The 23,297-nt window shown below is 65.3% G+C and carries 29 protein-coding genes, 1 pseudogene and 1 riboswitch; of the genes and pseudogenes, 15 read left to right on the top strand and 15 right to left on the bottom strand.

The features are described 5' to 3' along the window. Positions 1 to 457 precede the first annotated feature (457 nt). Complete coding sequence (locus tag CI805_RS05325) at positions 458 to 889, top strand: hypothetical protein (RefSeq protein ID WP_260926903.1); 432 nt, start codon at positions 458 to 460, stop codon at positions 887 to 889. 376 nt (positions 890 to 1,265) lie between these two features. Here the strand turns inward: CI805_RS05325 and CI805_RS05320 are convergent, their stop codons facing one another. The 3 genes and pseudogenes from CI805_RS05320 to dapD form a co-directional block, all read right to left on the bottom strand. Continuing rightward, complete coding sequence (locus CI805_RS05320) at positions 1,266 to 1,652, bottom strand: cupin domain-containing protein (protein ID WP_260927828.1); 387 nt, start codon at positions 1,650 to 1,652, stop codon at positions 1,266 to 1,268. 158 nt (positions 1,653 to 1,810) lie between these two features. After that, the gene (locus tag CI805_RS05315) at positions 1,811 to 2,035 is read right to left on the bottom strand and encodes a hypothetical protein (RefSeq protein WP_260926902.1); all 225 of its coding nucleotides are present in this window, start codon (positions 2,033 to 2,035) and stop codon (positions 1,811 to 1,813) included. Between the two features lie 135 nt (positions 2,036 to 2,170). After that, positions 2,171 to 3,006: pseudogene (gene dapD, locus CI805_RS05310) on the bottom strand (2,3,4,5-tetrahydropyridine-2,6-dicarboxylate N-succinyltransferase). Positions 3,007 to 3,146: 140 nt separating this feature from the next. Here dapD and CI805_RS05305 point away from each other — a divergent pair. Then, positions 3,147 to 3,695, top strand: coding sequence for a DUF924 family protein (locus CI805_RS05305; RefSeq protein ID WP_260926901.1), 549 nt, complete (start codon positions 3,147 to 3,149; stop codon positions 3,693 to 3,695). A 95-nt stretch (positions 3,696 to 3,790) separates the two neighbouring features. Then, complete coding sequence (locus CI805_RS05300; RefSeq protein ID WP_260926900.1) at positions 3,791 to 4,963, top strand: ATP-binding protein; 1,173 nt, start codon at positions 3,791 to 3,793, stop codon at positions 4,961 to 4,963. Positions 4,964 to 4,975: 12 nt separating this feature from the next. On the opposite strand, the gene CI805_RS05295 is transcribed toward CI805_RS05300, so the two are convergent. The 5 genes from CI805_RS05295 to CI805_RS05275 form a co-directional block, all read right to left on the bottom strand. Next, positions 4,976 to 5,922 (bottom strand): IS630 family transposase gene (locus CI805_RS05295; protein ID WP_260923236.1). Its coding sequence is split into 2 segments (ribosomal slippage): positions 4,976 to 5,586 and positions 5,586 to 5,922, totalling 948 coding nucleotides; the frame shifts between segments, so codons are not numbered across the junction. A gap of 119 nt (positions 5,923 to 6,041) precedes the next feature. After that, positions 6,042 to 6,707 carry a guanylate kinase gene (gene gmk, locus CI805_RS05290; protein ID WP_260926898.1) on the bottom strand — a complete coding sequence of 222 codons (666 nt, stop codon included), beginning with the start codon at positions 6,705 to 6,707 and terminating at the stop codon, positions 6,042 to 6,044. Positions 6,708 to 6,818: 111 nt separating this feature from the next. Beyond that, entirely contained in the window at positions 6,819 to 7,301 is a 483-nt protein-coding gene (locus CI805_RS05285; RefSeq protein WP_260926897.1) for a hypothetical protein, read from the bottom strand. Between the two features lie 36 nt (positions 7,302 to 7,337). After that, positions 7,338 to 7,844, bottom strand: a complete 507-nt coding sequence (locus tag CI805_RS05280; RefSeq protein ID WP_260926896.1) for an SspB family protein — start codon at positions 7,842 to 7,844, stop codon at positions 7,338 to 7,340. A 97-nt stretch (positions 7,845 to 7,941) separates the two neighbouring features. Beyond that, the gene (locus tag CI805_RS05275; protein WP_260926895.1) at positions 7,942 to 8,424 is read right to left on the bottom strand and encodes a COG3650 family protein; all 483 of its coding nucleotides are present in this window, start codon (positions 8,422 to 8,424) and stop codon (positions 7,942 to 7,944) included. 143 nt (positions 8,425 to 8,567) lie between these two features. Between CI805_RS05275 and CI805_RS05270 the strand changes: the two genes are divergently transcribed. After that, positions 8,568 to 9,329 (top strand): hypothetical protein, encoded by a 762-nt coding sequence (locus CI805_RS05270; RefSeq protein WP_260926894.1) that lies wholly within the window; start codon positions 8,568 to 8,570, stop codon positions 9,327 to 9,329. A 313-nt stretch (positions 9,330 to 9,642) separates the two neighbouring features. Beyond that, positions 9,643 to 9,942, top strand: coding sequence for a hypothetical protein (locus CI805_RS05265; protein WP_260926893.1), 300 nt, complete (start codon positions 9,643 to 9,645; stop codon positions 9,940 to 9,942). Positions 9,943 to 10,056: 114 nt separating this feature from the next. Here the strand turns inward: CI805_RS05265 and CI805_RS05260 are convergent, their stop codons facing one another. From CI805_RS05260 to thiC, 4 genes are all read right to left on the bottom strand, one after another. Next, positions 10,057 to 10,458, bottom strand: a complete 402-nt coding sequence (locus CI805_RS05260; protein WP_260926892.1) for a YybH family protein — start codon at positions 10,456 to 10,458, stop codon at positions 10,057 to 10,059. Between the two features lie 311 nt (positions 10,459 to 10,769). Further along, on the bottom strand, positions 10,770 to 11,519 hold the full coding sequence (locus CI805_RS05255) for a DUF72 domain-containing protein (protein WP_260926891.1): 750 nt from the start codon (positions 11,517 to 11,519) through the stop codon (positions 10,770 to 10,772). Between the two features lie 10 nt (positions 11,520 to 11,529). After that, on the bottom strand, positions 11,530 to 11,835 hold the full coding sequence (locus tag CI805_RS05250) for a hypothetical protein (RefSeq protein ID WP_260926890.1): 306 nt from the start codon (positions 11,833 to 11,835) through the stop codon (positions 11,530 to 11,532). A 75-nt stretch (positions 11,836 to 11,910) separates the two neighbouring features. After that, positions 11,911 to 13,794, bottom strand: coding sequence for a phosphomethylpyrimidine synthase ThiC (gene thiC, locus CI805_RS05245; protein WP_260926887.1), 1,884 nt, complete (start codon positions 13,792 to 13,794; stop codon positions 11,911 to 11,913). A gap of 64 nt (positions 13,795 to 13,858) precedes the next feature. Then, positions 13,859 to 13,968, bottom strand: a riboswitch (TPP riboswitch). Between the two features lie 42 nt (positions 13,969 to 14,010). On the opposite strand from thiC, the gene CI805_RS05240 reads away from it, so the two are divergent. From CI805_RS05240 to CI805_RS05215, 6 genes are all read left to right on the top strand, one after another. Beyond that, positions 14,011 to 14,634 (top strand): SOS response-associated peptidase family protein, encoded by a 624-nt coding sequence (locus CI805_RS05240; protein WP_260926885.1) that lies wholly within the window; start codon positions 14,011 to 14,013, stop codon positions 14,632 to 14,634. 21 nt (positions 14,635 to 14,655) lie between these two features. Next, the gene (locus CI805_RS05235; RefSeq protein ID WP_260926883.1) at positions 14,656 to 15,387 is read left to right on the top strand and encodes a 2OG-Fe(II) oxygenase; all 732 of its coding nucleotides are present in this window, start codon (positions 14,656 to 14,658) and stop codon (positions 15,385 to 15,387) included. After that, positions 15,384 to 15,893, top strand: coding sequence for a GNAT family N-acetyltransferase (locus CI805_RS05230; RefSeq protein ID WP_260926881.1), 510 nt, complete (start codon positions 15,384 to 15,386; stop codon positions 15,891 to 15,893). Before CI805_RS05235 ends, CI805_RS05230 begins: the two co-directional genes overlap by 4 nt. A 505-nt stretch (positions 15,894 to 16,398) precedes the next feature. Then, the gene (locus CI805_RS05225; protein ID WP_260926880.1) at positions 16,399 to 16,995 is read left to right on the top strand and encodes a uracil-DNA glycosylase family protein; all 597 of its coding nucleotides are present in this window, start codon (positions 16,399 to 16,401) and stop codon (positions 16,993 to 16,995) included. A gap of 96 nt (positions 16,996 to 17,091) precedes the next feature. Further along, the gene (locus CI805_RS05220) at positions 17,092 to 17,562 is read left to right on the top strand and encodes a hypothetical protein (protein WP_260926878.1); all 471 of its coding nucleotides are present in this window, start codon (positions 17,092 to 17,094) and stop codon (positions 17,560 to 17,562) included. Beyond that, positions 17,559 to 17,897 carry a transcriptional regulator gene (locus CI805_RS05215; protein ID WP_260926876.1) on the top strand — a complete coding sequence of 113 codons (339 nt, stop codon included), beginning with the start codon at positions 17,559 to 17,561 and terminating at the stop codon, positions 17,895 to 17,897. Before CI805_RS05220 ends, CI805_RS05215 begins: the two co-directional genes overlap by 4 nt. Here the strand turns inward: CI805_RS05215 and CI805_RS05210 are convergent. From CI805_RS05210 to CI805_RS05200, 3 genes are all read right to left on the bottom strand, one after another. Further along, positions 17,885 to 18,388: a MipA/OmpV family protein gene (locus tag CI805_RS05210; protein WP_260926874.1), complete on the bottom strand. Its 504-nt coding sequence runs from the start codon at positions 18,386 to 18,388 to the stop codon at positions 17,885 to 17,887. The two genes, CI805_RS05215 and CI805_RS05210, sit on opposite strands and share 13 nt — an antisense overlap. Next, positions 18,331 to 18,789, bottom strand: a complete 459-nt coding sequence (locus CI805_RS05205; protein ID WP_260926872.1) for a MipA/OmpV family protein — start codon at positions 18,787 to 18,789, stop codon at positions 18,331 to 18,333. The genes CI805_RS05210 and CI805_RS05205 overlap by 58 nt, the downstream gene beginning before the upstream one ends. Positions 18,790 to 18,904: 115 nt before the next feature. After that, positions 18,905 to 19,438: a GNAT family N-acetyltransferase gene (locus tag CI805_RS05200; RefSeq protein WP_260926870.1), complete on the bottom strand. Its 534-nt coding sequence runs from the start codon at positions 19,436 to 19,438 to the stop codon at positions 18,905 to 18,907. A 95-nt stretch (positions 19,439 to 19,533) separates the two neighbouring features. Here CI805_RS05200 and crtY point away from each other — a divergent pair, with 95 nt between their 5' ends. The 4 genes from crtY to CI805_RS05180 are packed head-to-tail and all read left to right on the top strand — an operon-like array spanning position 19,534 to position 23,274. Continuing rightward, a complete protein-coding gene (gene crtY, locus CI805_RS05195; RefSeq protein WP_260926866.1) occupies positions 19,534 to 20,766 on the top strand; it encodes a lycopene beta-cyclase CrtY in 1,233 nt (410 codons plus the stop codon). Then, positions 20,763 to 22,241: a phytoene desaturase gene (locus CI805_RS05190; protein ID WP_260926864.1), complete on the top strand. Its 1,479-nt coding sequence runs from the start codon at positions 20,763 to 20,765 to the stop codon at positions 22,239 to 22,241. Before crtY ends, CI805_RS05190 begins: the two co-directional genes overlap by 4 nt. Beyond that, a complete protein-coding gene (locus CI805_RS05185) occupies positions 22,238 to 22,681 on the top strand; it encodes a hypothetical protein (RefSeq protein ID WP_260926862.1) in 444 nt (147 codons plus the stop codon). Before CI805_RS05190 ends, CI805_RS05185 begins: the two co-directional genes overlap by 4 nt. Continuing rightward, on the top strand, positions 22,678 to 23,274 hold the full coding sequence (locus CI805_RS05180; RefSeq protein ID WP_260926860.1) for a TIGR00730 family Rossman fold protein: 597 nt from the start codon (positions 22,678 to 22,680) through the stop codon (positions 23,272 to 23,274). The genes CI805_RS05185 and CI805_RS05180 overlap by 4 nt, the downstream gene beginning before the upstream one ends. The last annotated feature ends 23 nt before the right edge of the window (positions 23,275 to 23,297 follow it).

Below are 23,297 nucleotides of genomic sequence, written 5' to 3'. Positions count from 1 at the left end.
CAGCGCTGCAGACCGGTCTGGTTCTGTTTGCCCTGTCCTTTTCGGGAACGAGTTGGGAGTAGAAACCACCTGCGGTTTCGATCCCGGTAAGGGCACTAAACCAGTACGCTGACCCCCAGCCAACGGACCATGCCCGCCGTAACACTCGCCTCACCGGAAAGGGGGTTTGTCCCCCAGCGGGCGAATTCGTCCCTGTCGCACTGCTGGGGGGCAGCGCGGCAGGGGCGAACGCCTGAACCGGCTTTATGGAAAGTGCATCCAGACAAGGCCTCTTATTGATATTGCAGCCAAGGCAGGGAGGAGGAGACACCGCCCGCGCACGGATCGACACAGACCCGGCGCGGGCGTGTTTGTTCTGGGCGATGGTTCGGGAAGAAGCGGGAGGTCGACTGCGCAGGTTGAGACGGTCGCCCGTCGCCCCCTTTCTGCAATGCAGGAATTGCCGTATCTTTGTGGAATGATCGACGCGACGACCGCTGGGTGGGAAACGGTTCATACCGTTCATGACTATTACGACGGGCCGCAAACCGGCATAGCCAACTATTGCGGTATTCCCCACGCCTACCGATGCGAGTGGGATAGTGAGGCTGGCGACTGGAGCGCCGTATGCCTATTGTCTCCGATCACGCCCGAACAGTTGGCCGCCATTGAGGAAGATTGGTCAATTTGGCTTCGATACCGAGCGAAGTTTCGGCAAGGCGCGCTTGAGCCCAACGATAAGCATCCAGCACTTGCCGATGACTGGCCTCGACATACGCAACTTCAAGCGACGGTAGAAGACGCCCTTCTGGTGAACGCAGCGCGAGCGGTACGTGCCGTCCCAGAGTTTCGCGGCACGATCGAACCAGAATATGACTTCGAGGTGTCTTGGCGATCGTCCGGCGATTAAACGCTATCGCCCCTTCCCTCGTCATTCCCGCGAAGGCGGGAATCCAGTAGCGACCTTGCGATAAGGGATGCCTGCCGACCTGATCCCTCCATTCTCGCCCTGGCACAAAACATTACCTCCTGCGCAAGCACCGCACCTGATCGAAAAGGGAAATCCGCCGTGGTGCGATCTCGCCAGCGATCTCGGTTTCGACGCGTTGCGCCGACTGGATTCCCGCCTTCGCGGGAATGACGAATTTGAGGGAAACGGCCCTGCGACCGCTACCCACCCATCTCAACCGCCAACCGATCTGGCACTCGGGATACTCCGGACAGTCTTGGCATGAGCGCAACACATCACGTCTTGGAGCGAAGCCCATAGGCACGCCCCCATCACCTCACCCCGGCGACCATTCCGGCGCGGCCAGCTCGAAACCTGCGAAGTCGAAGCCGGGGCTGACCACGCAGCTTACCAGCACCCAGCCGCCCTGAGGCGTCGTCGCCTGCCAGTGGCCGGTCGGGACGAGCACTTGCGGCGCCTCTCCCTTGAGCACCGAACCGCCGAGCACATGGCGCGTCACCGGCCCCTGATCGGTCGGCGCAATCTCCAGCACGCAGGGGCTTCCGGCGTGCCAGAACCAGATCTCGGCAGCATCCACCCGGTGCCAGTGCGAGCGCTGGTCCGCCTCCAGCAGGAAATGGATCGCGGTTGCCGTAGGACGCTCGCCCTCCGCCGCTTCGGCGCGCCAGGTCTCGCGATACCAGCCACCCTCGGGGTGCGGCATCAGGCCCAGCGCGGCGATCAGCTCGCTGGGATCGTCGCCGGAGTCGACAGGGCGATCGGGAACATCTGCGGAAAGGGGCAAGCCAGTCTCCTTGGCCGGGAACGGTTCAGGCCTACCGCAAGGTGCGGCGCAAAGCCATCAACGAGAATCGCGGAAGCTTACTGCGCCTGCCCGCCCGCTACCGTAGAACCCGACGCGGAGCCGACGGCATCGCGCGCAGGGGGCTTGCCGAAGATGAAGGCCACTGCCAGCGCGATCAGCGCAAGGGCGATGCTGAAGGCCAGCACGTTGCGAACGACGTGCGGCGTGGTCCCGGCGCGGGCATGGTCGCGGGCGATATGCGTGCGGTTCTGGTTGGGCCCAGCATTATTAAGCCAAGTCATGGCGTCGCGTCTCCCGAAGTTGAGGGCCTCTGCGTCTGTCCGGTTATCCACCTGAACAGACTACCCTTTCCCTCCTTCAACGCACCGGATGCGCAGCGCGTTCCAACGCGGCTGCGCATCCGTATCCGTTTTCGATCAGTCGCGCAGCAGCTCGTTGATGCCGGTCTTCGAGCGGGTCTGTGCGTCCACCGTCTTGACGATCACCGCGCAGTAGAGCGAGGGGCCGGGGTGCCGTCGGGCAGCGGCTTGCCGGGCATCGAGCCGGGGACGACCACCGCATAGGGCGGCACCTTGCCGATGTGGACTTCGCCGGTCGCGCGGTCGACGATCTTGGTCGAGGCGCCCAGGAACACGCCCATCGAGAGCACCGCGCCTTCACCGACCACGACGCCTTCGGCCACTTCCGAGCGCGCGCCGATGAAGCAGTTGTCCTCGATGATGACCGGGCCGGCCTGCAGCGGCTCCAGCACGCCGCCGATGCCGACGCCGCCCGAGATGTGGACGTTCTTGCCGATCTGCGCGCACGAGCCGACGGTCGCCCAGGTGTCGACCATGGTGCCCTCGCCCACGTAGGCGCCGATGTTCACGAAGCTGGGCATCAGCACCACGCCCTTCGAGATATAGGTGCCACGGCGCGCGACGGCGCCCGGCACGACGCGGAAGCCCGCCGCGCGGAACTCGTCCTCGCCCCAGCCGTCGAACTTCACCGGCACCTTGTCGAACGCGGGCGCGCCACCGGCACCACCGGCGACCGGCGCGTTGTCGTTCAGGCGGAACGAGAGCAGCACGGCCTTCTTGAGCCACTGGTTGACCTTCCAGCCGCCCTCGCCATCAGGCTCGGCCACGCGCGCTGCGCCGGACTCGATCAGGGCCAGCGCCTCGTCGACGACCTTGCGCACATCGGCGCTGGCGGGGGTGACGGTGTCGCGCGCGTCCCACGCGGCTTCGATGGCGGTTTCGAGTTCGGACATGTCGGCTCCTGCGATTTCGGTGATCTCTTCGGAAAGCGCGCCTAGAGCCTGACGCACGGACCGACAAGGGGCTTGCTTAACCGGACGGTACGCGAAATGGTCTGGTGCGACTCAGGCGCGAGTCAAAAGGGCAGGACGATATGGACAGCAAGGCGCGCGAAGTTCTCGATTTCTGGTTCCGCGACGTCGGCCCGGAGCAGTGGTTCAGCGGCGGCGAAAATCTCGACGCGATGGTCGCCGAACAGTTCGCCGACCTTCTGGCAGAGGCCCGCGGCGGCGCACTCGATCACTGGGCGGCGATGGGGCCGCTCAGCCGCCTCGCGCTGATCCTGCTGCTCGACCAGTTCCCGCGCCACATCCATCGCGGCACGGCTGCGGCCTTCGCCTCGGACGAAAAAGCCCTCGCCCTCGCGCTGGACGGCCTCGACAAGGGCATGGAGGCGCGCCTCACGCTGTCGCAGCGCCATTTCTTCGCGCTGCCGCTGATGCACGCCGAAGACCCCCAAGTGCAGGCCCGCGCGCTCGACCGCTACACCGCGCTCCACGCCGAAACCGCGCAGATCCTCGCCTTCGCGCAGGCCCACGCCGACGAGATAGCGCGCTTCGGCCGCTTCCCCGGACGAAACACCGCGCTGGGCCGCGAGACGAGCGAGGCGGAAGCCACGTTTCTGGCGACGCGGGAGGGGTGATGGGGCGAGTGCCCCACAAGCGGGTTGATTGACTTATAGGGAGTTAGGGATAAGTATAGCCTATATAGGTTATACATACCCCTAAAAGGCTAAATATGGACGCCGTCCGCAATCCTTTTGCCCCCGGAGCGGGATCGCAACCGCCTGAACTGGCCGGCCGAGAAGAAATCATCACCGCAGCAGATACGGCACTTCAACGCGTGCTGCTTGGGCGCCCGGCACAATCGCAAATGCTAATGGGTCTGCGCGGGGTGGGCAAAACGGTCTTGCTCAACAAGATCGAACAATTGGCTGAAGAGCATGGTTATTTCACTTCGTTCATTGAAGCTCCCGAAGACCGAAAATTGGTCGATCTTCTGTATCCGAAGATTCACCAAGTCCTGCGCAAAATGTCGGTTGTAGAGTCCGCAAAGGCCTCCACACATGTTGCCATGCGCGCGCTTCGCAGCTTTGCGAGTGCCTTCAAGATATCGGTGGGCGACTTTGAAGTCTCCGTCGACCCGGAGCCTGGCGTTGCAGACAGCGGCAATCTTGAGTTTGATCTGACGGAACTGTTTCTCAAAGTCGGCGATGCAGCCAAGGCGGCGGGGAGAGGATGGGCAATTCTGATCGACGAAGTGCAATATCTCTCACCGGATGAACTGGGCGCGTTAATCGTGGCCATTCACCGCATCAATCAAAAAGCATTGCCAGTACTGCTGTTTGGGGCTGGCCTCCCAGCTATTGCCGCCTTGTCCGGTGATGCAAAGTCCTATTCGGAAAGGCTTTTCATTTTCCCCAAAGTCGACGCCCTGTCCCATGATGACGCTGCGGGTGCGATCCGCCAGCCCATCGAGGACGAAGGCGAAACAATCGACGAGAACCTGCTCGAAAAGATTGTCGTCCTTACGCAGGGTTATCCCTATTTCTTGCAGGAATGGGGCTATCAGGTGTGGAATGCCTCCGAACGATCCCCGATCACGGTAGAGTGCATCGAGTCGGCGGGAAAGGAAGCGTTGCGAAGGCTCGACGATGGCTTCTTCAAGGTGCGAATTGACAGGCTCACACCGAAGGAAAAGGAATATGTCATCGCGATGGCGAAATTGGGCGCTGGACCGTTTCGATCATCGGAAGTCGCCGATGTCCTTGGAGAGAAGCTGACCACTCTGGGGCCACGGCGCGCACAGATCATCGCAAAAGGCATGATCTATAGCCCTGCGCACGGTGACATTGCCTTCACGGTTCCGATGTTTGACGAGTATCTCAAACGCCACTGGATCAAAGACTAGAGCGGATTTCGATCAGTCTGGATCATATCCGCAAGAGCTGAAGTAATTGGCGCATTCGGCGGGTTGGAAGATGTCGACGAGCTTTCCGATGAGGCTCCACAGACCGCTGACTGTTCGCTCCCCGATTTTCCTTAGGAGGGCCTTGAGGCGGGAGAAAGCCTTCTCGATCGGATTGAAGTCCGGGCTGTAGGGCGGAAGGAAGCGCAGTGTCGCACCTGCTGCTTCGATCCGATCCCGGACAGCCGGACGCTTATGGCTCGACAGATTGTCCATTATGACGATGTCACCTGGCCGCAGTTCAGGTACGAGAACCTGGGCCACGTAGGCCTCGAACCAATCGCCGTTGATGGGACCGTCCAGTACCATCGGTGCGACCATGCCCGTCATGCGCAGAGCCGCGACCAGCGTAGTGGTCTTGCGGTGCCCGTGAGGGAAACCCATCCGCAGTCGCTCGCCTTTGGCACAGCGGCCATGGCTGCGGGTCATGTTGGTGGCGGTCCAGGTTTCATCGATGAAGACCAGGCGTCCTGGTTCGAGGTCGACCTGCCCCTCGAACCAATCATGCCGCTGCTTCAGGACGTCGGGACGGTCCTGCTCGATTGCATGGCCAGTCTTTTTTTGCGCGTCATGCCCCGACGTACAAAAAACCGATGAAGTCCCGCTACCGAGACGATCAGTCCGGCTGCGGCCAGATCCACCCGTAGTTCTTCCAGCGAAATGTCCTTCCGCGCCTCCCAGACAGCGAGGACTTCCGCCGCTCGTTCCTCGATCCGGCGCGAACGCACATCACCGCCTTGCGGTTTGGCGGCAAAGGCGCCCGTGTCGCGCCGAAGTGCATGCCAGCGGATCGCCGTCGAGGGGGCAACACCAAATCGCGCCGCCGCCGCCCGGCAACTCAATCCGTTATCGATCGCTGCCAAAAGCCGCGAGCGCAAATCCATCGAAAGCGGATGACCCATCCATGCCAGCCTCCTTCACCAGCACGGATTATGAATCACAAAACGCTATCGTAGGGAATCCCTACCGATTCATACCGGTCGAAATCCGCTCTAAACCGCAAGAACTGGATGGCCCGTTCCTACGGCACCATCAGTTCCCGCACGAAGCCGATGAGGCCGGTCTGGCGGGCGCGGCGCAGGCGTTCGGCGGCGAGGATCTGGCGGACCTTGCCGAAGCACTCGTCGATGTCCTCGTTGACCACGACGTAATCGTAGCCGTCCCAGTGGCTGATCTCGGACTGCGCGCGGGCCATGCGGTCGGCGATCACTTCGGCGCTGTCGGTGCCGCGACCGGTCAGGCGGCGGCGCAGTTCGTCGATCGAGGGGGGCAGCAGGAATACGCGCACCACGTCGACTTCCATCTTCTGGTGCAGCTGCTGCGTGCCCTGCCAGTCGATGTCGAACAGATAATCATGCCCGGCGCGGATGCCCGCCTTCACTTCGGCCTTGGGCGTGCCGTAGCTCTTGCCGAAGACATGCGCCCATTCGAGGAACTCCTCGTTCTCGACCATGCGGTCGAACTGGTCCTGCGAGATGAAGTGATAGTCCTTGCCGTCCACTTCGCCGGGCCGTGGCGCGCGGGTGGTGCAGCTGACCGAGAGGCGCAGGTTCGTCTCGTGCTGGAGCATCTTGCGCGCGATGGTCGTCTTGCCTGCGCCGGACGGCGAGGAAAGGATGAACATCAGACCGCGACGGGCAAGGCCGGCATCGGGGTGAAGGTCGTGCGAGTGAGTATCGTGCTCCATCACGGAGCGATGGCGATGCGCGGGCGGCAAATCAAGGGGCAAATCGATACCGAGGCGCTCAGATGCCGCCGCTTTCGATCAGTCTTCCTCGCCCCCGATCGGCACAGCCGATCAATCTTCTTCGCCTTCCGCCGCCATACGCGACAGGCGGGCCTCGCCCTTGGCGGCGGCGCGGCGGGCGCGGGAGCGGTCGTAGAGCGTCTTGACCACCAGCCCGCTGCCCACCAGCACCGCGCCGGGCACCGAGCGCATCGCGGTACGCGCGATCATCCCGTGGATCATCGACTGCGGCAGCGAGCGCCCCTTCAGGATCGCGCGCGCCTTGCGCGGGGCATAGGTCTTGCCCAGCAGCAGGCGCTCCACCGCACGGCGGGCAAGGAACGTACTCGACCGCAGGGCGATATCGGCAATGGCAAGGTTGGTATGCGGGTTGGGGCTAGGCCCCGCGAGTTCGAGCGAGGTATCCGCGCCTTCGGGCGGCTCCAGATCGGCGGCACGCACCTTCACATGGCGCGGGCCGCTTCGCACGGCACGGCGCCGTTCGGAAGCTCTCTCCGTCAGTTGCTTCCCGCCCTTCTTTCCGAATCCGAACATCGCCCGTCTTTCTGCCAGGGGCGAGAGGACCCCGCCTTACTTCTTCTTGCCGAAGTCCACCGAGACGACATTCGAGCCGTCCTCGCTAGGCGTAATGCGCGAGGCGATATCGCGTTCCTCGCCATCGTTGCCTGCGGTGCCGGTGAGGTCTTCCTCATCCTCGTCCTCGACGATGGCCTGGAACTGCAGACCGAAATCGACGGCGGGATCGACGAAGGCGGTGATCGCCGAGAACGGCACCACCAGCTTGGCCGGGATCTGGTTGAAGCTGAGGCTGACGGTGAAGCCCTCGTCGGTGACGGCCAGATCCCAGAACTTGTTCTGGAGCACGATCGTCATCTCGTCGGGGAAGCGCGCGCGCAAGTCCGGCGGCACGCTGACGCCGGGGGCGCCGGTTTTGAACGTGATATAGAAGTGGTGGGTGCCGGGCAGAACCCCGCCCGACGACACGATCTGGCCGAGCACGCGGCCGACCACGGCGCGCAGGGCCTCCTGCACGATTTCGTCGTAAGGGATGAGGCTGTCAGGTGTCGTGTCGTTCATCGCGCCCTAGGTGCTCATGCAGGCGCGCGCGGTCAACCCGGTACGACACGATTTTTCCCCAGCCTGACGTGCGGGAGGCTCGGATGGTGGCTCTCGATCAGGGCAGCGGCGTGCGCGATGGCGCCGATTCGGGCGCTCTCGCCGCCCCGGTTTCGGCCCCGGTTCCGTTTCGGGCACAGCCGCTCAGCACCCGCTCGCCAAGACGCAGCGTGGCGCCGTAAGGCCATGGACGATCGGACATCCCGTCGCTGCACGGCCCCGGTCCGACCGCCAGCGTCAGGTCGCGCCCTTCGATCTCGCCGCTGAACGACACGCCGCCCCGCCCGGCAAAGCGCGATACCGGAAGGGTTACGCCTTGCGGACGCTCGGGCGTCGCGTAGGTCAGGTGGCCATCGCGCACGCGCGCGCTCCAGAACGGTTCGGTGCCGCTGGCGACCAGCACGGCATCGGCGGGGATCGCGCTCCACGGGCGATGGTCGTCCGGGTCGCCCGGCATTTGCGCGGACGGACTGCGCTGGCACGCGCCAAGGCTGGCGATGAGGCCAGCCAGAGCGGCGACAAGGAGCGCGGCGCGAAGCATGGCGCAGGATACTCCACAAGCGTAAGCACAGCAATCGGGCGTCACCCGGCATCGGCGCTCAGGCCCGTTCAGCGCCTCGACAGCCTGCCGTCCCTAGGGCGCGCAACGATGAACGCACACAGGCATACGGTAAACGGCACAAGATGAAGGCGGGTAAGGTACTGGTCCTGCTGGCGGGCGCCGGCATTGCGGCGGGCATCGTGCTCGCCAATATCACCACGCCCGCGCTCACCTCCTATCGCGCCGAGCATCCCGAACAACGCGAGGCACCGGGCGACCAGAGCCAGGGCATGGTCGTCGACCGGACAGGCCAGGGCGACCTCTCGCAGCAGGATTACGGCTACGCCCAGCAGAATCGCGGCGATGCGGACGGGGATCGGCGCGGTTACGCCGATGACCGGGCCGGCGACGGCAGTTATTCCGACGATGGGGCCGACGATCAGGGCGGCTTCGGCATGCCCCGCTGGCTGGCCGGACCCGAGCGCTGGCTTGCCCAGCGCGGCTGGATCGTGATGCCCGGCCCGCAAGCGATGGACGGTGACGGATGGGGTGGCCGCGGATGGGGCGGCCGCGGTCAGGGCCACTGGCAACAGGACGATGGCGACAACTGGCAGGACGATGGCGACGGTGACCGTCCCGGCTATCGCCAGCAGTCCGCGCCTGTCCCTCGTGGCTTCGTGGACGCGCCGCCCGCAGCCCTGTCCGGCGCGCAGCAGGGCCAGTCCGCGTTCGACCGTGCCTTCGGCAGCGGCCCGGCGCAGAGCGGCGCTCCCGGTCAGGCCCCTTCCGGTCAGGCAGCCTCATCAGACTCGGGCGACGCGGCCAAGGATGCCGCGTCCCGCGCGCGCGATGCCGCTGCCGATGTCCTCGCCGCCGAAGGCCGGACGCACAGCGCCGCGCACTGATCGCAGGGTTCAGGCAAGGCCCTCGCGAATCGAAAGGCCCAAAAAGTTTCACGATGTGGGGCTTGCGCAGGTGCGACGCGGCGGCGACGGAACCGAACGCGATTTTTTCGAGCCCCCACGCCGAACCGCGCATCCCGATTTATCCAATGGCGACAACTACTCAGACATGTTGGTGCGTTTTATGCAATTGCAGAATCCTGCAATGCATTTGTCCGACCACTTTGCATCGCTATTCTGACCTCAAGCAGAACATAAGATCGCAAGAATACCAGGATGCTTAAGGGCAAGCTCTCTCAAACCAGGGAATTGCCAGATGACCGTTTTCTTCAAGTACGCCGCCGCCGTTGCCGCTCTTGCTGGCGCTGCCATCGGCACTTCGGCCTTTGCACAGGGTGATGCCGCCAAGCAGTCGTTCGTGCGCAATGGCGTCGAGTACACCTACACCGTCGAAGCCGAAGGCGAAGGCCAGGTCCTGCGCGGCAGCGCGAACCACGGCGCCGAGCCCTTCCGCCTCTTCGTTCGCGACGACGTCGTGACCGGCACGTTCGACAATCACCCGGTCCGCTTCAAGCTGGAGCAGGTGAAGGCCGCCGCGCTCGCCGCCAACGACTGAGAGCTTGCCCGGTCCGCCGCCTTTCTCTCCTCCGGCGGCTGACCACATCGAAGACCCGGAAAAACGCCCGTACCGGTGTTTTTTCCGGGTTTTTCGCGTCCGATATACCTGTCCTCAGGCGAGCGTGACGAAGACTTCGGCCTCGATCACCCATTCGCCGCCGCCGATATCGCGCCATTTGGCCGCATAGCTGCCCGAAGCGAGCGCCGCATCCTCTGCCCCCAGAGCATACCCCCGCCAGTGCCCGGTCTCCATTGCCACCGGCTCGCTGGCCGAGACCGTAATCGCCTCCGGGCTGCGGACATAGACCGTTCGCGGGCTCGCGGTGAACTCGCGCCGCCAGACCTTTACCTGCCCCATGCGCCCGGAAATCACCGCGCTGTCGCTGCCCGTCACCATCACGCAGTCGCGCGCCAGAAATGCCCCGATCGCGCCCGCATCCCCCTCTGCAATCGCCCGGTTGAACGCCGCACGGCGCCCCCGGATCGCGAGTTCGGCAGCAGCGGAAGAGGTCATGAGTGGGGCCGTCCGGTTGAAGAAGTATCGAGGCGCTTTAGAAGGATTGGACGGGTTCGACCACCGGGCTTGTCCGTCACCGCAGGATACCCGACGGGATTGAAGGGCCGATATGGGTGGGGAGCGGTCATAGCCCTCTCCCCTAAAGGGGAGAGGGTTGGGAGAGGGGAGCGCGCGACCTAACCCCTCTCAACTACGGCTAGGCAGCAAGCTGCCAAGCCTTCGTATCTCTCCCCTGAAGAGGAGAGAGATATGTCCACCGTGGGGCGTTTGCCGAAAGTCCGCTTCCCATAAAACCACCCATGCTGACCTCAAGCGCCTACCCGCTCGATCAGCGCCTTGGCGGCGGCGGGGTTGCGGATCTTGTCTGCGGCGATGAAGAAGGCGAAGACTTCGCGGTTTTCGGCGCTCCATCGCGCGATGCGGCTGGCCCAGTGGTCGAGTTCGGCTTCGGGGTAGCCGGTCGCCACGGCCTCGCGCGCGTTCTGGAGGCGCAGGTAGACAAAGGATGCCGTATCCGGCGCGGCGATGGCCGGATAGGTCGGACTGTCGGCCAGCACGACGCCGACACCGGCCTTGCGGCACAAGTCGAAGAAGGCAGGATCGTCGAAGCTTTCGTGGCGCGGTTCGATGGCGTGGCGGATCGCCAGTCCTTCGTGCGTCGCGGGCAGCAGCGCGAGGAAGGCAGCGATCTCGTCGGCGTCGAACTTCTTGCTCACCGCCAGTTGCCAGTTGATCGGCCCCAGCTTGTCGCCCAGTTCGACCAGCCCCTGCGCCATGAAATTGGCGACGCTCTCGCCCGCTTCGGCCAGATCGCGGCGATTGGTGCAGTAGCGCGAGCCCTTCATCGCGAAGCGGAAGCCTTCGGGGACCGCATCGCGCCACTTGGCAAAGCTGGCAGGGCTCTGGCGGCGGTAGAAGGTGGCGTTGATCTCGGTCGCGGTCAGGTGCTCGCCCTGAAACGCCAGTTCGCGCGCCTGCGGCAGACCTTCGGGATAGAACGCGCCGCGCCACGGCGCATAAGTCCAGCCGCCGACGCCGATATGGACCTGCGCCGTCATAGCCGCTCTCTCATTTTCCGCTCTTGTTCACCCGGCGCGTCAGGCGGCGGCGGTTCGCGGAGACCTTGCGGCGATAGTGGCGGACCGCCGTGTGCGCCTGACTTTCCGGCGATGCGAGGCCGCCCGCCGCCAGCTTGACGCCCAGTTCGGCGGCGGCCTGCATTTTTTCGGACACCATCAGCATGTTTTCGGCCGCCGTGCCGCGCCCGACCATCATCTCGGCCGTGCGCAGCCCTACCACCATCATCGAGTCGGCCCAGAGCAAGTAACTGTCACTGGCCAGTTTCATCCAGTCGGTCGTATCGCGTCGAGGCATGAATGCGGTCTCCGGGGGACCGCATTCATAGCACTCGATGCTGCACCTGCGAAGACAAGCGAGGTGAAAACGCGATCAGTCGTGCTCGCGCCCGCCTGCCCCCATGTACAGTTCGCTGCCGGTTTCGCGGAACACGCGGCTCATTTCAGCCATGCCCGCCTCGGCCTCCGCCTCGGCGTTCGCCTCTGCGCTCTCTGCCGCCACGAACGTCTCGACCGGCTGGTTCTGCCTGGCCGCGAAGTCGCGCACTTCCTGGCTGATCTTCATCGAGCAGAACTTCGGCCCGCACATCGAACAGAAATGCGCCGACTTCGCCCCTTCGGCAGGCAGTGTCTGGTCGTGGTACTGCTCGGCCGTGTCGGGATCGAGGCTGAGGTTGAACTGGTCGCGCCAGCGGAACTCGAACCGCGCGCGCGACAGGGCATCGTCGCGGACCTTGGCCGCCGGGTGCCCCTTGGCAAGGTCCGCCGCGTGCGCCGCCAGCTTGTAGGTGACGACGCCAACCTTCACGTCATCGCGGTCGGGCAGGCCGAGGTGCTCCTTGGGGGTGACGTAGCAGAGCATCGCGGTGCCGTACCAGCCGATCATCGCCGCGCCGATGCCGCTGGTGATGTGATCGTAGCCCGGCGCGATGTCCGTCACGAGCGGCCCGAGCGTGTAGAACGGCGCCTCGCCGCAGGCTTCAAGCTGCTTGTCCATGTTCTCCTTCACCTTGTGCATGGGAACATGGCCGGGGCCTTCGATCATCACCTGCACGTCCTGCGCCCAGGCGCGCTTGGTCAGTTCGCCCAGCGTGTAGAGTTCGGCGAACTGCGCCTCGTCGTTGGCATCGGCGATCGAGCCCGGGCGCAGGCCGTCGCCCAGCGAATAGGCGACGTCGTAGGCCTTCATGATCTCGGTGATCTCGTCGAAGCGCTCGTAGAGGAAGCTCTCCTTGTGGTGGGCCAGACACCACTTGGCCATGATCGAGCCACCCCGGCTGACGATGCCGGTCACGCGCTTGGCCGCCAGCGGCACGAAGGGCAGGCGCACGCCTGCATGGATCGTGAAGTAGTCGACGCCCTGCTCGGCCTGTTCGATCAGCGTGTCGCGGAAGATCTCCCAGTTGAGGTCCTCGGCGATGCCGCCGACCTTCTCCAGCGCCTGATAGATCGGCACGGTGCCGATCGGCACAGGGGAATTGCGCAGGATCCACTCGCGCGTGTCGTGGATGTTGCGCCCGGTGGACAGGTCCATCACCGTATCCGCACCCCAGCGGATCGACCAGACCATCTTGTCGACTTCAGCCGCCACGTCCGACGCCACGGCGGAGTTGCCGATATTGGCGTTGATCTTGACGAGGAAGTTGCGCCCGATCGCCATCGGCTCGCTTTCGGGGTGGTTGATGTTCGAGGGGATGATCGCCCGCCCGCGCGCCACTTCCTCGCGCACGAATTCGGGCGTCACGTAGTCGGGGATCGCCGCGCCCCAGTCGTTGCCGTCGCGCACATGGCCTTTCAGCATCGCGCGGCCAAGGTTCTCGCGCTCGGCCACATATTCCATCTCGGGCGTGATGATGCCCCGGCGCGCGTAATGCATCTGGCTGACGTTCATGCCCGCCTTCGCCCGCAAGGGGCGCTTGACGACATTGGGGAACGCCGGGACGCCGCCCGAACGGTCCGGGCCGAGCTGGCCGTTGTCCTCCGGCTTCACCGCGCGCGCAGCATAGTCCTCGACATCGCCGCGCGCCACGATCCATTCGCGGCGCCGGGGTGCAAGGCCCGCCGCGATGTCGATGGTCGCCGCCGGATCGGTATAGGGACCGGAGGTGTCATAGACGCGCACCGGCGCCTCGCCACTGCCCGGCTCCAGATGGATCTCGCGCATGGAGACGCGTAAGGGACCGACGTGGATCTTGCGGCTGCCGCGGATGGGGCCGGTCGTCACGCCGATTTCGAGTGGGGAATTGATATCTGCCATGGATGCCTCTCTTCTTCCATGGACGGAACAAGAGACGGACTGCGGGCGCAGATCTGGATTGGTCTTCACCCGTCGCTCCACTCCCTCCGCCCGTACTAACGGGTTCAGGTTCTACGGGTCTTGTGGAGCATACCCACAACTCTCAGCCACTTGCTGGCTCCCCGGGGGATGGCCAGAATAGACGGCCCCGGCGCGCGCGTCTAGAGCGGACGCAAGATGACCGTGCTCTACCGCCTCGATGCCCCGGCCCGCGCCGTGGGACGCGCCTTCGGGCTCGATCCGGGCGCAGACCCGTGGCCGGGCGGAACTGTCTCGGCGATGAGCTTTGCCCCGGTCATCACCGCCGGGCGCGAGGAAGTGGCAGGCCCACGCCCGCAGACGCGCACCCCGCGCCGCCTGATCCCGCGCCTGTGGGGCGTCCCGCCGCCGCCTTCGGTGGCAGAGCCCGGCGCGCGCGGCATCCTGACCGTGCGCAACACCGAAAGTCCGTTCTGGATCGGCAACTTGCGCAACAGCGAGTTCCGCTGCCTCGTGCCCGCCAGCGCCTTCATGGTCTGGGGCCGCCCCTCGCCCACCGACGGCAAGCGCCGCGCCTTGTGGATCGGCGCGGGCGACCAGCCGCTGTTCGCCATGGCAGGCGTATGGAAGGACAGCGAGGTGCCCTCCTTCGCGCTGCTCACCTGCCCCGCCAATGCCGCCTTGCGCGCCGAGGGGCGCGAGACAATGCCGGTGATCCTGCCCTCCGACCCGCACACACACGATACGTGGCTGCGCGGCGGGTGGGACCGCGCGCAAGGTCTGGTCGCGCCCTATTCATCTTCGCTGATGCAGATAGGCTGACCACCTGACAGAGCCGCCTCCATGCTTGCCGACCCGTTCACGCTCAATCCCGCCCTCAATCCCGAACATCTCGGCGAGGTCTACCGCCAGCGCTGCCGGGTTCGCATCGCCGGCTTCCTCGGCAACGACGGCCCGCAACGGCTGTTGACTGACCTTGACGCCCGCACCGACTGGCGACAGGTCTTCAACAGCGGCAGCAAGCTCTACGAACTCGACCGCCCTGCCCGCGAGAGTATGACGCAGGATCAGCGCGAGGCGCTGGATGGTGCCATCCATGCCCAGGCGCGCGAGGGTTTCCAGTATCGCTACGAGACGGTCCGCGTCCCCGATGGCAAAGCCGCGCGCGCGGCCAGCACCGACATCCTCGCGCGCTTTGCCGATTGGCTGTCGAGCGAGGCGGCTTTGTCGTTTCTCAGGCAGATCACCGGGCACGAGGACATCCGCTTCGCCGATACGCAGGCGACCGCCTATGCGCCCGGCGACTTTCTGACCGCCCACACCGATAACGTCGCGGGCAAGGATCGCCGCGCGGCTTTCGTGCTCAGCCTCAATGCAGGCTGGCGAGCGGAATGGGGCGGCTTGCTGATGTTCCACGGCGAAAACGGCAGCTTCGAGGGCGTGGCGCCCGCGTTCAACACACTCGACCTGCTGGCCGTACCGCAATCGCACAGCGTCTCCTACGTTGCGCCATCTGCCGCGCGGCGACGGCTCTCGATCACCGGGTGGCTGCGCGCACAGGAACAGCCTGCGTGAGCGAGCCCGCCATCACTATCCGGCCTCTGACCCTGGACGATCTGCCCGCCGCACTGGCGATCCAGCAGGTGGCCTATCCGGCGTTTCTGGTCGAGCCTGCCGAGGCTTTTGCCAGCCGCCTGACACTGCCCGCCAGCTATTGTCTTGCTGCCGAGCGGGACGACACGCTGATCGCCTATCTCCTCGCCCACGGCTGGCAGGACAGCGCCCCGCCCCTGGTCGGCGCGGTGCTGACGACAGAGGGCACCGCCGAAGTGCTGTTCCTCCACGACCTTGCGGTGTCGCAGGCCGCGCGCGGATCGGGCATCGGGCGGCGGCTGGTCGAACAGGCCCTCGCGATGGCCGCGCGCGACGGCCTGCCCCGCGCCCAGCTGATCGCGGTCGAAGGTGCCGCCCCCTACTGGCGAGCGCTGGGCTTCGCGGAGGGCGCGATGTCGCAGGCGCTTGCCGACAAAGTCAGGGGATACGGCGCAAGTGCGCGCTGGATGGAGAGGGGCTTGGGGTGACAGGGCATCGCGCCCGTCACCGCGCCCTGCCTCCCCCACCCGCTCAGCCTGAGCCTGTCGAAGGCCGCGCGATGCCGTGTGACCTGCTGAAAAAGACACAAGGTCAGGCTCGATCATGACCCCGCAAACCTGCCAAGATGTCGGGCATGGCGGCCATCCTCGCGCGCAGCCTTCGACAAGCTCAGGCTGAGCGGCATTGGGAAGACCTTCGAGGCAATGGCATCTCCCCACCGTCGCCAAACCGATTTCCTACACTTGGCCCGCTGCGGTAGGATTGCGCCATGCATGCCTCCTGCCTCTTCCGAAATCGCGCCTCCCGCAAGGTGACAGATCAAGTCGCTAAAGCGACACCGATGTTAACACTGTACGCACGTAAAAATGGCGGTTTTCTGCGCAAGGTGACACTTTGGGGCGGCAAAGTGACACTTTCCCTCTGGACCGTGTCAACTGTGTCAACCACCTGTCACCTTGCAGGTGTTCGCGGGCGACGCCATCTCGCCCGGCCATGACCGCCCCGCTCGATACCCTGCTGACCGAGATCCGCGCCTGCACGCTGTGCGAAGACGCGCTCGGGTTCGCGCCACGCCCCTTCGTGGCGGCAAGCGAAAGCGCGCGGATGCTCATCATCGGGCAGGCGCCGGGCAGCCGGGTCCATGCCAGCGGCATCGGTTGGGACGATGACAGCGGCGACCGGCTGCGCGGCTGGCTCGGGCTCGACAAGGCGGCGTTCTACGATGTGTCGACAATCGCGCAGATGCCCTCGGGCCTGTGCTATCCCGGCAAGGCGAGTGGCGGGGACAAGCCGCCGCGCCCCGAATGTGCGCCGCGCTGGCATCCACCGCTGCTCGCCGCGATGCCGCAGGTGCGCCTGACGCTGCTGGTCGGCCAATATGCCCAGAAACGCTACCTGCCGCGCGGCTTTGCCAGGAACCTCACCGAAGCGGTGGCGCGCTGGCAGGACGCGCCCGAGGGCGTGATCCCGCTGCCCCACCCGGCCTGGCGCAGCCGGATATGGATGGCGAAGCACCCGTGGTTCGAAGCGGAGCTGCTCCCCGCCCTGCGAGCGCGGGTGCAGGAGGTGCTCCCCAATGACCTTGGCTGAATGACTTTCCAGACTGGAAAATTATCACTTGCCGAATCGGAAAGTGAAGCGCATCTCTTTCCACATTGGAAAGTCATTTCGGGAAGGCAGGTCACGATGGACAGCGACGGGATCGATCGGCAGACGGCGGCAGCCGCGCTCGCTTCGGCACAGGAAGCCGGCAACCGGCTGGCGGACGTACAGGCAAAGGCCTGCCCGCCGTGGCGGCACGCGGCTTTCGGGCTGCTGATGGGCGCGATGGTGCTGGCCCCCGGCCTGCCGACCGTATTGACCGGCGCGATTGTGGCGATGTGCATGGCCGGTGTCGTGCTGCTCGTGCGCTACGACCGGGCGCGCAGCGGCACCTTCGTCAACGGCTACCGGCGCGGTGCCACGCGGCCGCTGGTCTTCGCGCTGCTGGGTACGATGCTGGTGCTGATCTTCGCCGAGACATACGCGAAGGAAAGCGGGCTCTCGATCTTCACGCGGCTGGGCATCGCGGTGATCGCAGGGCTGCTGGCAGGCGGCGGGAGCGTGGTGTTCCAGCGATTGTACTTGCGCGAGCTGCGGGGCGGGATGGACCGATGAGCCAGCTCGACATGGTGCTCCATCCCCCGGCGCGATTGCAGATCGGCGCGGTGCTGGCCCAGACGACGGAAGTGGAATTCGCCCGGCTGCGCGAGATCGCGGGCGTATCGGATTCGGTGCTGTCCAAGCATCTCTCCGCGCTGGTCGAGGCGGGGTACGTGACGCTGAAGAAATCGCCGATGGACGGGCGGCAGCGCACCTGGGCGATGTTTACCAGAGCCGGACGGAAGGCCTTCGCAGCGCATATTGCCGCGCTGAAAGCGATCGTCGCGGCGGCCTCGCCCGATGCCCTGGCACCGGAAAAGGCCGCCGCGAAAGAGGATCAGAACGTGTAGCCCACGCCCACGCCGCCGGTCCAGTTATTGGCGCTGCCGCGGATCGAGGTATAGGGCGTTGCCGAAGCGTCGTTCAGCATGCGCATGTAGTTGCCGAAAAGGAACACTTCGAAGCCGCCGTCGCGCAAGTCGCCCGACAGGTCGTAGCCCACGATCATCGCGGTGTGCCAGCTGTCCCAGCCGCCCTTGGCGTTGTAGAGCGGCAGCCCGCTGTTGGCGCTCTGCGTGGCGTTCACCGAGTAATAGTACTTGGCGTAATCGTCATCGACATGGCGCGCGCCGACATTGAGGATCACCAGCGCGGCCTTGCTGACCGGGGTCTTGTAGGTCACGTTCGGGTTTATCTGCATGCCGCCCGACGCGCCGTTGACGTCCCACAGCACGTCCGCGCCGACCGTCAGCTGGTCATAGGGATTGAGCAGCTTGTTGAAGTTCACGCCCGCGTTGCCGCCCACGTTGATGCCGACATCCAGCTTGCCCGCCGCGCGCACCACCGGGTCCTTGATCCCGAGGCACGGTTGCCGGTATAGGTGGCGACCGGGCCGAGATTGAAGCTGACCTTGGCGTCGTCGGGCGACGGGATCAGGTCAAGCGAGACACCGCCCGGACGCGGATTGACGTCGATGCCCCACAGATGCGCCTGGATGGCGGGAAACGGCGTGGCGCTCATGTTGTTCGAGCCGTCATAGCTCGGCGTATAGGCCACACCCACGCCGATCGTGACGTGGTTACCCGCGAGCACGTTCTTCGTCGGCGCCGTTACCGACGCGTCGCTGGAAATACTGGCGGACGAGTCGGTGGAGGACTGGGCGAACGCGGGAACCGCAGCCAGCGCGGCGGTGGCGGCGAGCGCGGTGCCGCAAAGGACACGGAATGCCTGTTTGGTCTTCATTATCGATCCCTGTTACCTTGTCGGCACCGATCCTCTGCCGGTCGGGTGCCATCCTGCGATTAACACGCAAGCCTTCATGCGGTTGCAACGCCTCTGCAACAGTTTGTAAACGCAATCAATCTTCCGGAAGGGTATCCTTGCCAGCCCCGAGAGCCCGCTGCATGATGAAGACATCGAGCCACTTGCCATGCTTCCACCCCGCTCCCTCCAGCGTGCCCACCGGCCGGAATCCGTGGCGCGCGTGAAGGATAACGGAAGCCGGTTCGGATTCGGCGATAATCGCAAAGGCCTGCCGCAGCCCGCGTGCCTCGCAGCTTTCGATCAGGGCATCGAGCAGTGCCGAGCCGATGCCGTGGCGCACGCAGTCCGGCCGGACATAGATCGTCGTCTCCACGGCATAGCGATAGCCAACGCGCGGGGCATAGCGCGTGCCGAACGCGAAGCCGAGGATCTGCCCGTCCTCTTCGTCGCGCGAGACGACGAACGGATAACCGTCCCCCGTCACCGCCGCGATTCGGCGGGCGATCTCTGGCTCGTCAGGCGGGACCGTCTCGAAAGTTGCCGTGCTTTCGAGCACATAATGCGCAAAGATGGCGGCGATGGCTTCGGCGTCTGCCGACGTTGCATCGCTGATCGTCAAAGTCTTCATCACCGCATCATGCCGCAACGCACAACGACTGCCAAGTTGCCCGGTGAACACACCGGTCGTACATCATGAAAAGCATGGACAGCACAACGACGGACATGAACGAGGGAACTGGCCTGATAGTGGTCGGCGGTGGCCTGTCCGGCGGGCTGATCGCGCTGGCCATGGCGGCAAGGCGACCGGATATTCCCGTCACCCTGCTGGAACGCGGAGAAACACTGGGCGGAGAGCATGTCTGGTCGTTCTTCGGCAGCGATATCGCACCTGCGAACAGGGACTGGATCGAGCCGCTGATCGTCGCGCGCTGGGAGGGGTACGACGTCCACTTTCCCGCGCACTCGCGGCAGCTCCATACGGCCTATCACGCCGTAACCTCCGCCCGGCTGGATGCGGCGGTGCGTGCCGCACTTCCGGCAGATCGTATCCTGACCGGGGTCGAGGTAGACACAATCACGCCGCAGACGGTGACGCTGCACGATGGCAGGGTGCTGCGCGCGCATGCCGTGATCGACGCGCGCGGTGCGGGCGCGCTGCCCCACATGGCAGGCGGATGGCAGAAGTTCATGGGGCAGACGCTGCACTTGTCCCACCCCCACGGCCTGACGCGCCCGGTCGTCATGGACGCCCGTGTCGAGCAGCTGGACGGCTATCGCTTCGTCTACTGCCTGCCCTTCGGCGAGCGGGACGTCTTCGTGGAGGACACCTACTATTCGGACAGCCCGGACCTCGACCCTCCCGCCCTGCGCGACCGGATCGCCCGCTATGCCCAGAGGCAAGGCTGGCCCGTCGCACGCATCGGGTACGAGGAAACCGGCGTCCTGCCGGTGATCGCCAAGGGGGATTTCCCCGCGTTCTGGCATGCTCTCGACGAACACGGCACCGCCCGTGCGGGCGTGCGCGCCGGGCTGGCCCATCCGCTGACCTCGTACTCGTTTCCGCAAGCTGTCATGTTCGCTACCTACCTGACCACTCTCGACAACCCGGACGGGATGGCCCTAGGAAGGTTCAGTCATGCATGGTCGCACCGAAACTGGCGCCGGGGAGGCTTCTACCGGATGTTGACGCGCATGCTCTTTGCTGCCGCGCGGCCAGACGCGCGCTATCGCATGCTTGAGCGGTTCTATCGCCTGCCCGAAAGCCTGATCGAACGCTTCTACGCAGGCGCCTCGACGCCTGCCGACATGGTGCGTGTCCTGTCCGGCAGGCCGCCGGTGCCGGTGATCGCCGCTGCCGCCAGCCTGCTGGGTGGCGGTGCTCCGCTCGCCGATCTTGGCATGCCCGGTCTTCGCACGCCCGATCTTTGCACACTCAGCCCGAAAGTCCCGCGGTGAAGAAAGCCTGCATCGTCGGCGCCGGGTTCGGCGGCCTTGCCCTCGCCATCCGCCTGCAGAGCGCCGGGATCGACACCACGCTGGTCGAGGGCCGCGACAAGGTGGGTGGCCGCGCCTATGTGTGGGAGCGCGAGGGTTTCACCTTCGATGCCGGCCCCACCGTCATCACCGATCCCAACTGCCTGCGCGAGCTATGGGCGCTGACCGATCAGGACATCGCCCGCGATGTGGATTTGATGCCGGTCTCGCCGTTCTACCGCCTCGGCTGGCCAGATGGCGTCACCTTCGACTATTCCAACGACGAGCCCGCGCTGCGCCGCGAGATCAGCCGGATCGCCCCGCAGGACGTGGGCGGCTACGACGAGTTCGTGCGCTATGCCGAGGGCGTCTATCACGAAGGCTACGTGCGCCTTGGCACCGAGGCGTTCCTGAACTTCTCGCAGATGGTCAAGGCCGCGCCCGCGCTGGCCCGCTATCAGGCGTGGCGCTCGGTCTATTCGATGGTCTCCTCGTTCGTGAAGGACGAGCATCTGCGTCAGGCACTCTCGTTCCACACCCTGCTGGTCGGCGGCAACCCGATGACCACCAGCGCGATCTACGCCCTGATCCACAAGCTGGAAAAGGACGGCGGCGTGTGGTGGGCCAGAGGCGGCACCAACAAGCTGGCACAGGGCATGGCCAGCCTGTTCGAGCGCCTCGGCGGCCGCCTGCGCCTTGCCGACCGGGTGACGCAGTTGCACACCGTGGGCGACCGCGTGCATGAGGTGGAAACCGTCAGCGGCTGGCGCGAGCGCTTCGATGCCGTCGCCTCGAACGGCGATCTCGTCCACACCTACCGCACCCTGCTTTCCGAAACCCCGCGTGGCCAGCAGATGGCCAAGAAGCTGACCGGCAAGCGCTTTTCGCCCAGTCTCTTCGTCGTCCACTTCGGGATCGAGGGCAAATGGCCGGGCATCCCGCACCACTCGATCCTGTTCGGGCCGCGCTACAAGGGCCTGCTCGACGATATCTTCGAGCATGGCGTGCTGCCCCGCGACTTCTCGATCTATCTCCACCACCCGACCGTCACCGATCCCTCGATGGCGCCTGCGGGCAAGAGCACGTTCTACGCGCTGGTCCCGGTCGCGCATCTGGGCAAGCTGCCGATCGACTGGAAGGCCGTTGGCCCGCAGCTGGAACGCCGGGTGCTGGACGAGGTGAAGCGCCGCCTGATCCCGGACCTCGACGACCGGCTGGTGACGAGCTTCCACTATACCCCGTTCGATTTCGAGCATGACCTGCACGCCTGGAAAGGCAATGCCTTCAGTCTGGAGCCGATCCTGACGCAGAGCGCGTGGTTCCGCGCCCACAACCGCGACGACGTGCTGCGCAACCTCTATATGGTCGGCGCGGGCACCCATCCGGGCGCGGGCATTCCCGGCGTCGTCGCCTCCGCCAAGGCCACCGCACGGCTGATCGTGGAAGACCTGAAATGAGCGCGGTTCTGCGTACTCTCAAGCGCGAATGGGGCTGGACCGGCGTCGATTTCGCAACCGTGCTGATGGTCAGCCGTATGGGTCATCTGGTGGTGGCGGACGCGGACGGCACGGTCCATTACCTCGACACCGACACCCGCGAACTGCTGCGCCTCGGCACCGAGGCACAGGCCGAACAGTACCTCGCCGATCCCGAAGTCCAGCTGGTCTGGCGCGCCGAGGCGCTGGTTGCAGCGGTCCGCGAACGGCTGGGTGCAACCGCGCCCGACGAGGTCTACGCCCGCACCGCCGAGGCGATGCTGAACGACACCTATGACATACAGAGTTTCATCAAGCTGCCGCTGACGCAGCTCATCTCCTTCACCGGGCAGGTTGCGCACCAGATGCGCGACATGCCCGAAGGCACTCCCGTCAAACTGAAAGCAGTACTCCCATCATGAAGCGCCTCGCCGTCTATTGCGGTTCCGCCACCCCCTCCGATCCCCGCTATGTCCAGCTGGCCTACGATGTCGGCAAGGCTCTGGCCGAACAGGGCATCGGCGTCGTCTATGGTGGCGGGCGCCTCGGCCTCATGGGCGCGACTGCCAGCGGCGCGCTGGATGCGGGCGGCGAAGTGATCGGCGTGATCCCCGAAGCGCTGGTGGGCGAGAACGGCAAGGGCGGCGAAGTCGCCAACCGGGACTGCACGGAACTGCACATCGTCAAGGACATGCATGAGCGCAAGGCCGCCTTCACCCGCCTGTCGGACGGCTTCGTCGTGCTGCCCGGCGGCGTCGGCACCATGGACGAGCTGTGGGAGGCAGTCAGCTGGGCGCAGCTGGGCTATCACGCCAAGCCGATCGGCGTGCTCAACGCCTTCGGATTCTACGACGGCCTGCTCGCCTTCAACCGTCACATGGCCGAGGTCGGCTTCGTGCGTCCGGCGCATCAGGGGATCATCCTCGACGCGCCCGAACTCGCTCCGCTGCTCGACCTGATGCGCCATCAGGCGCCGATCACGCCGATTGTCGCGATGGATCCTTCGACGCTTTGATTTCTTACGGTTTGTAGTACCTT

Origin of the sequence: Novosphingobium sp. 9 (assembly GCF_025340265.1) — a bacterium.
GTDB lineage: Bacteria > Pseudomonadota > Alphaproteobacteria > Sphingomonadales > Sphingomonadaceae > Novosphingobium.
The sequence above is the reverse complement of the archived record's forward strand: the minus strand, read 5'-3'. Positions and strand labels throughout refer to the sequence as shown.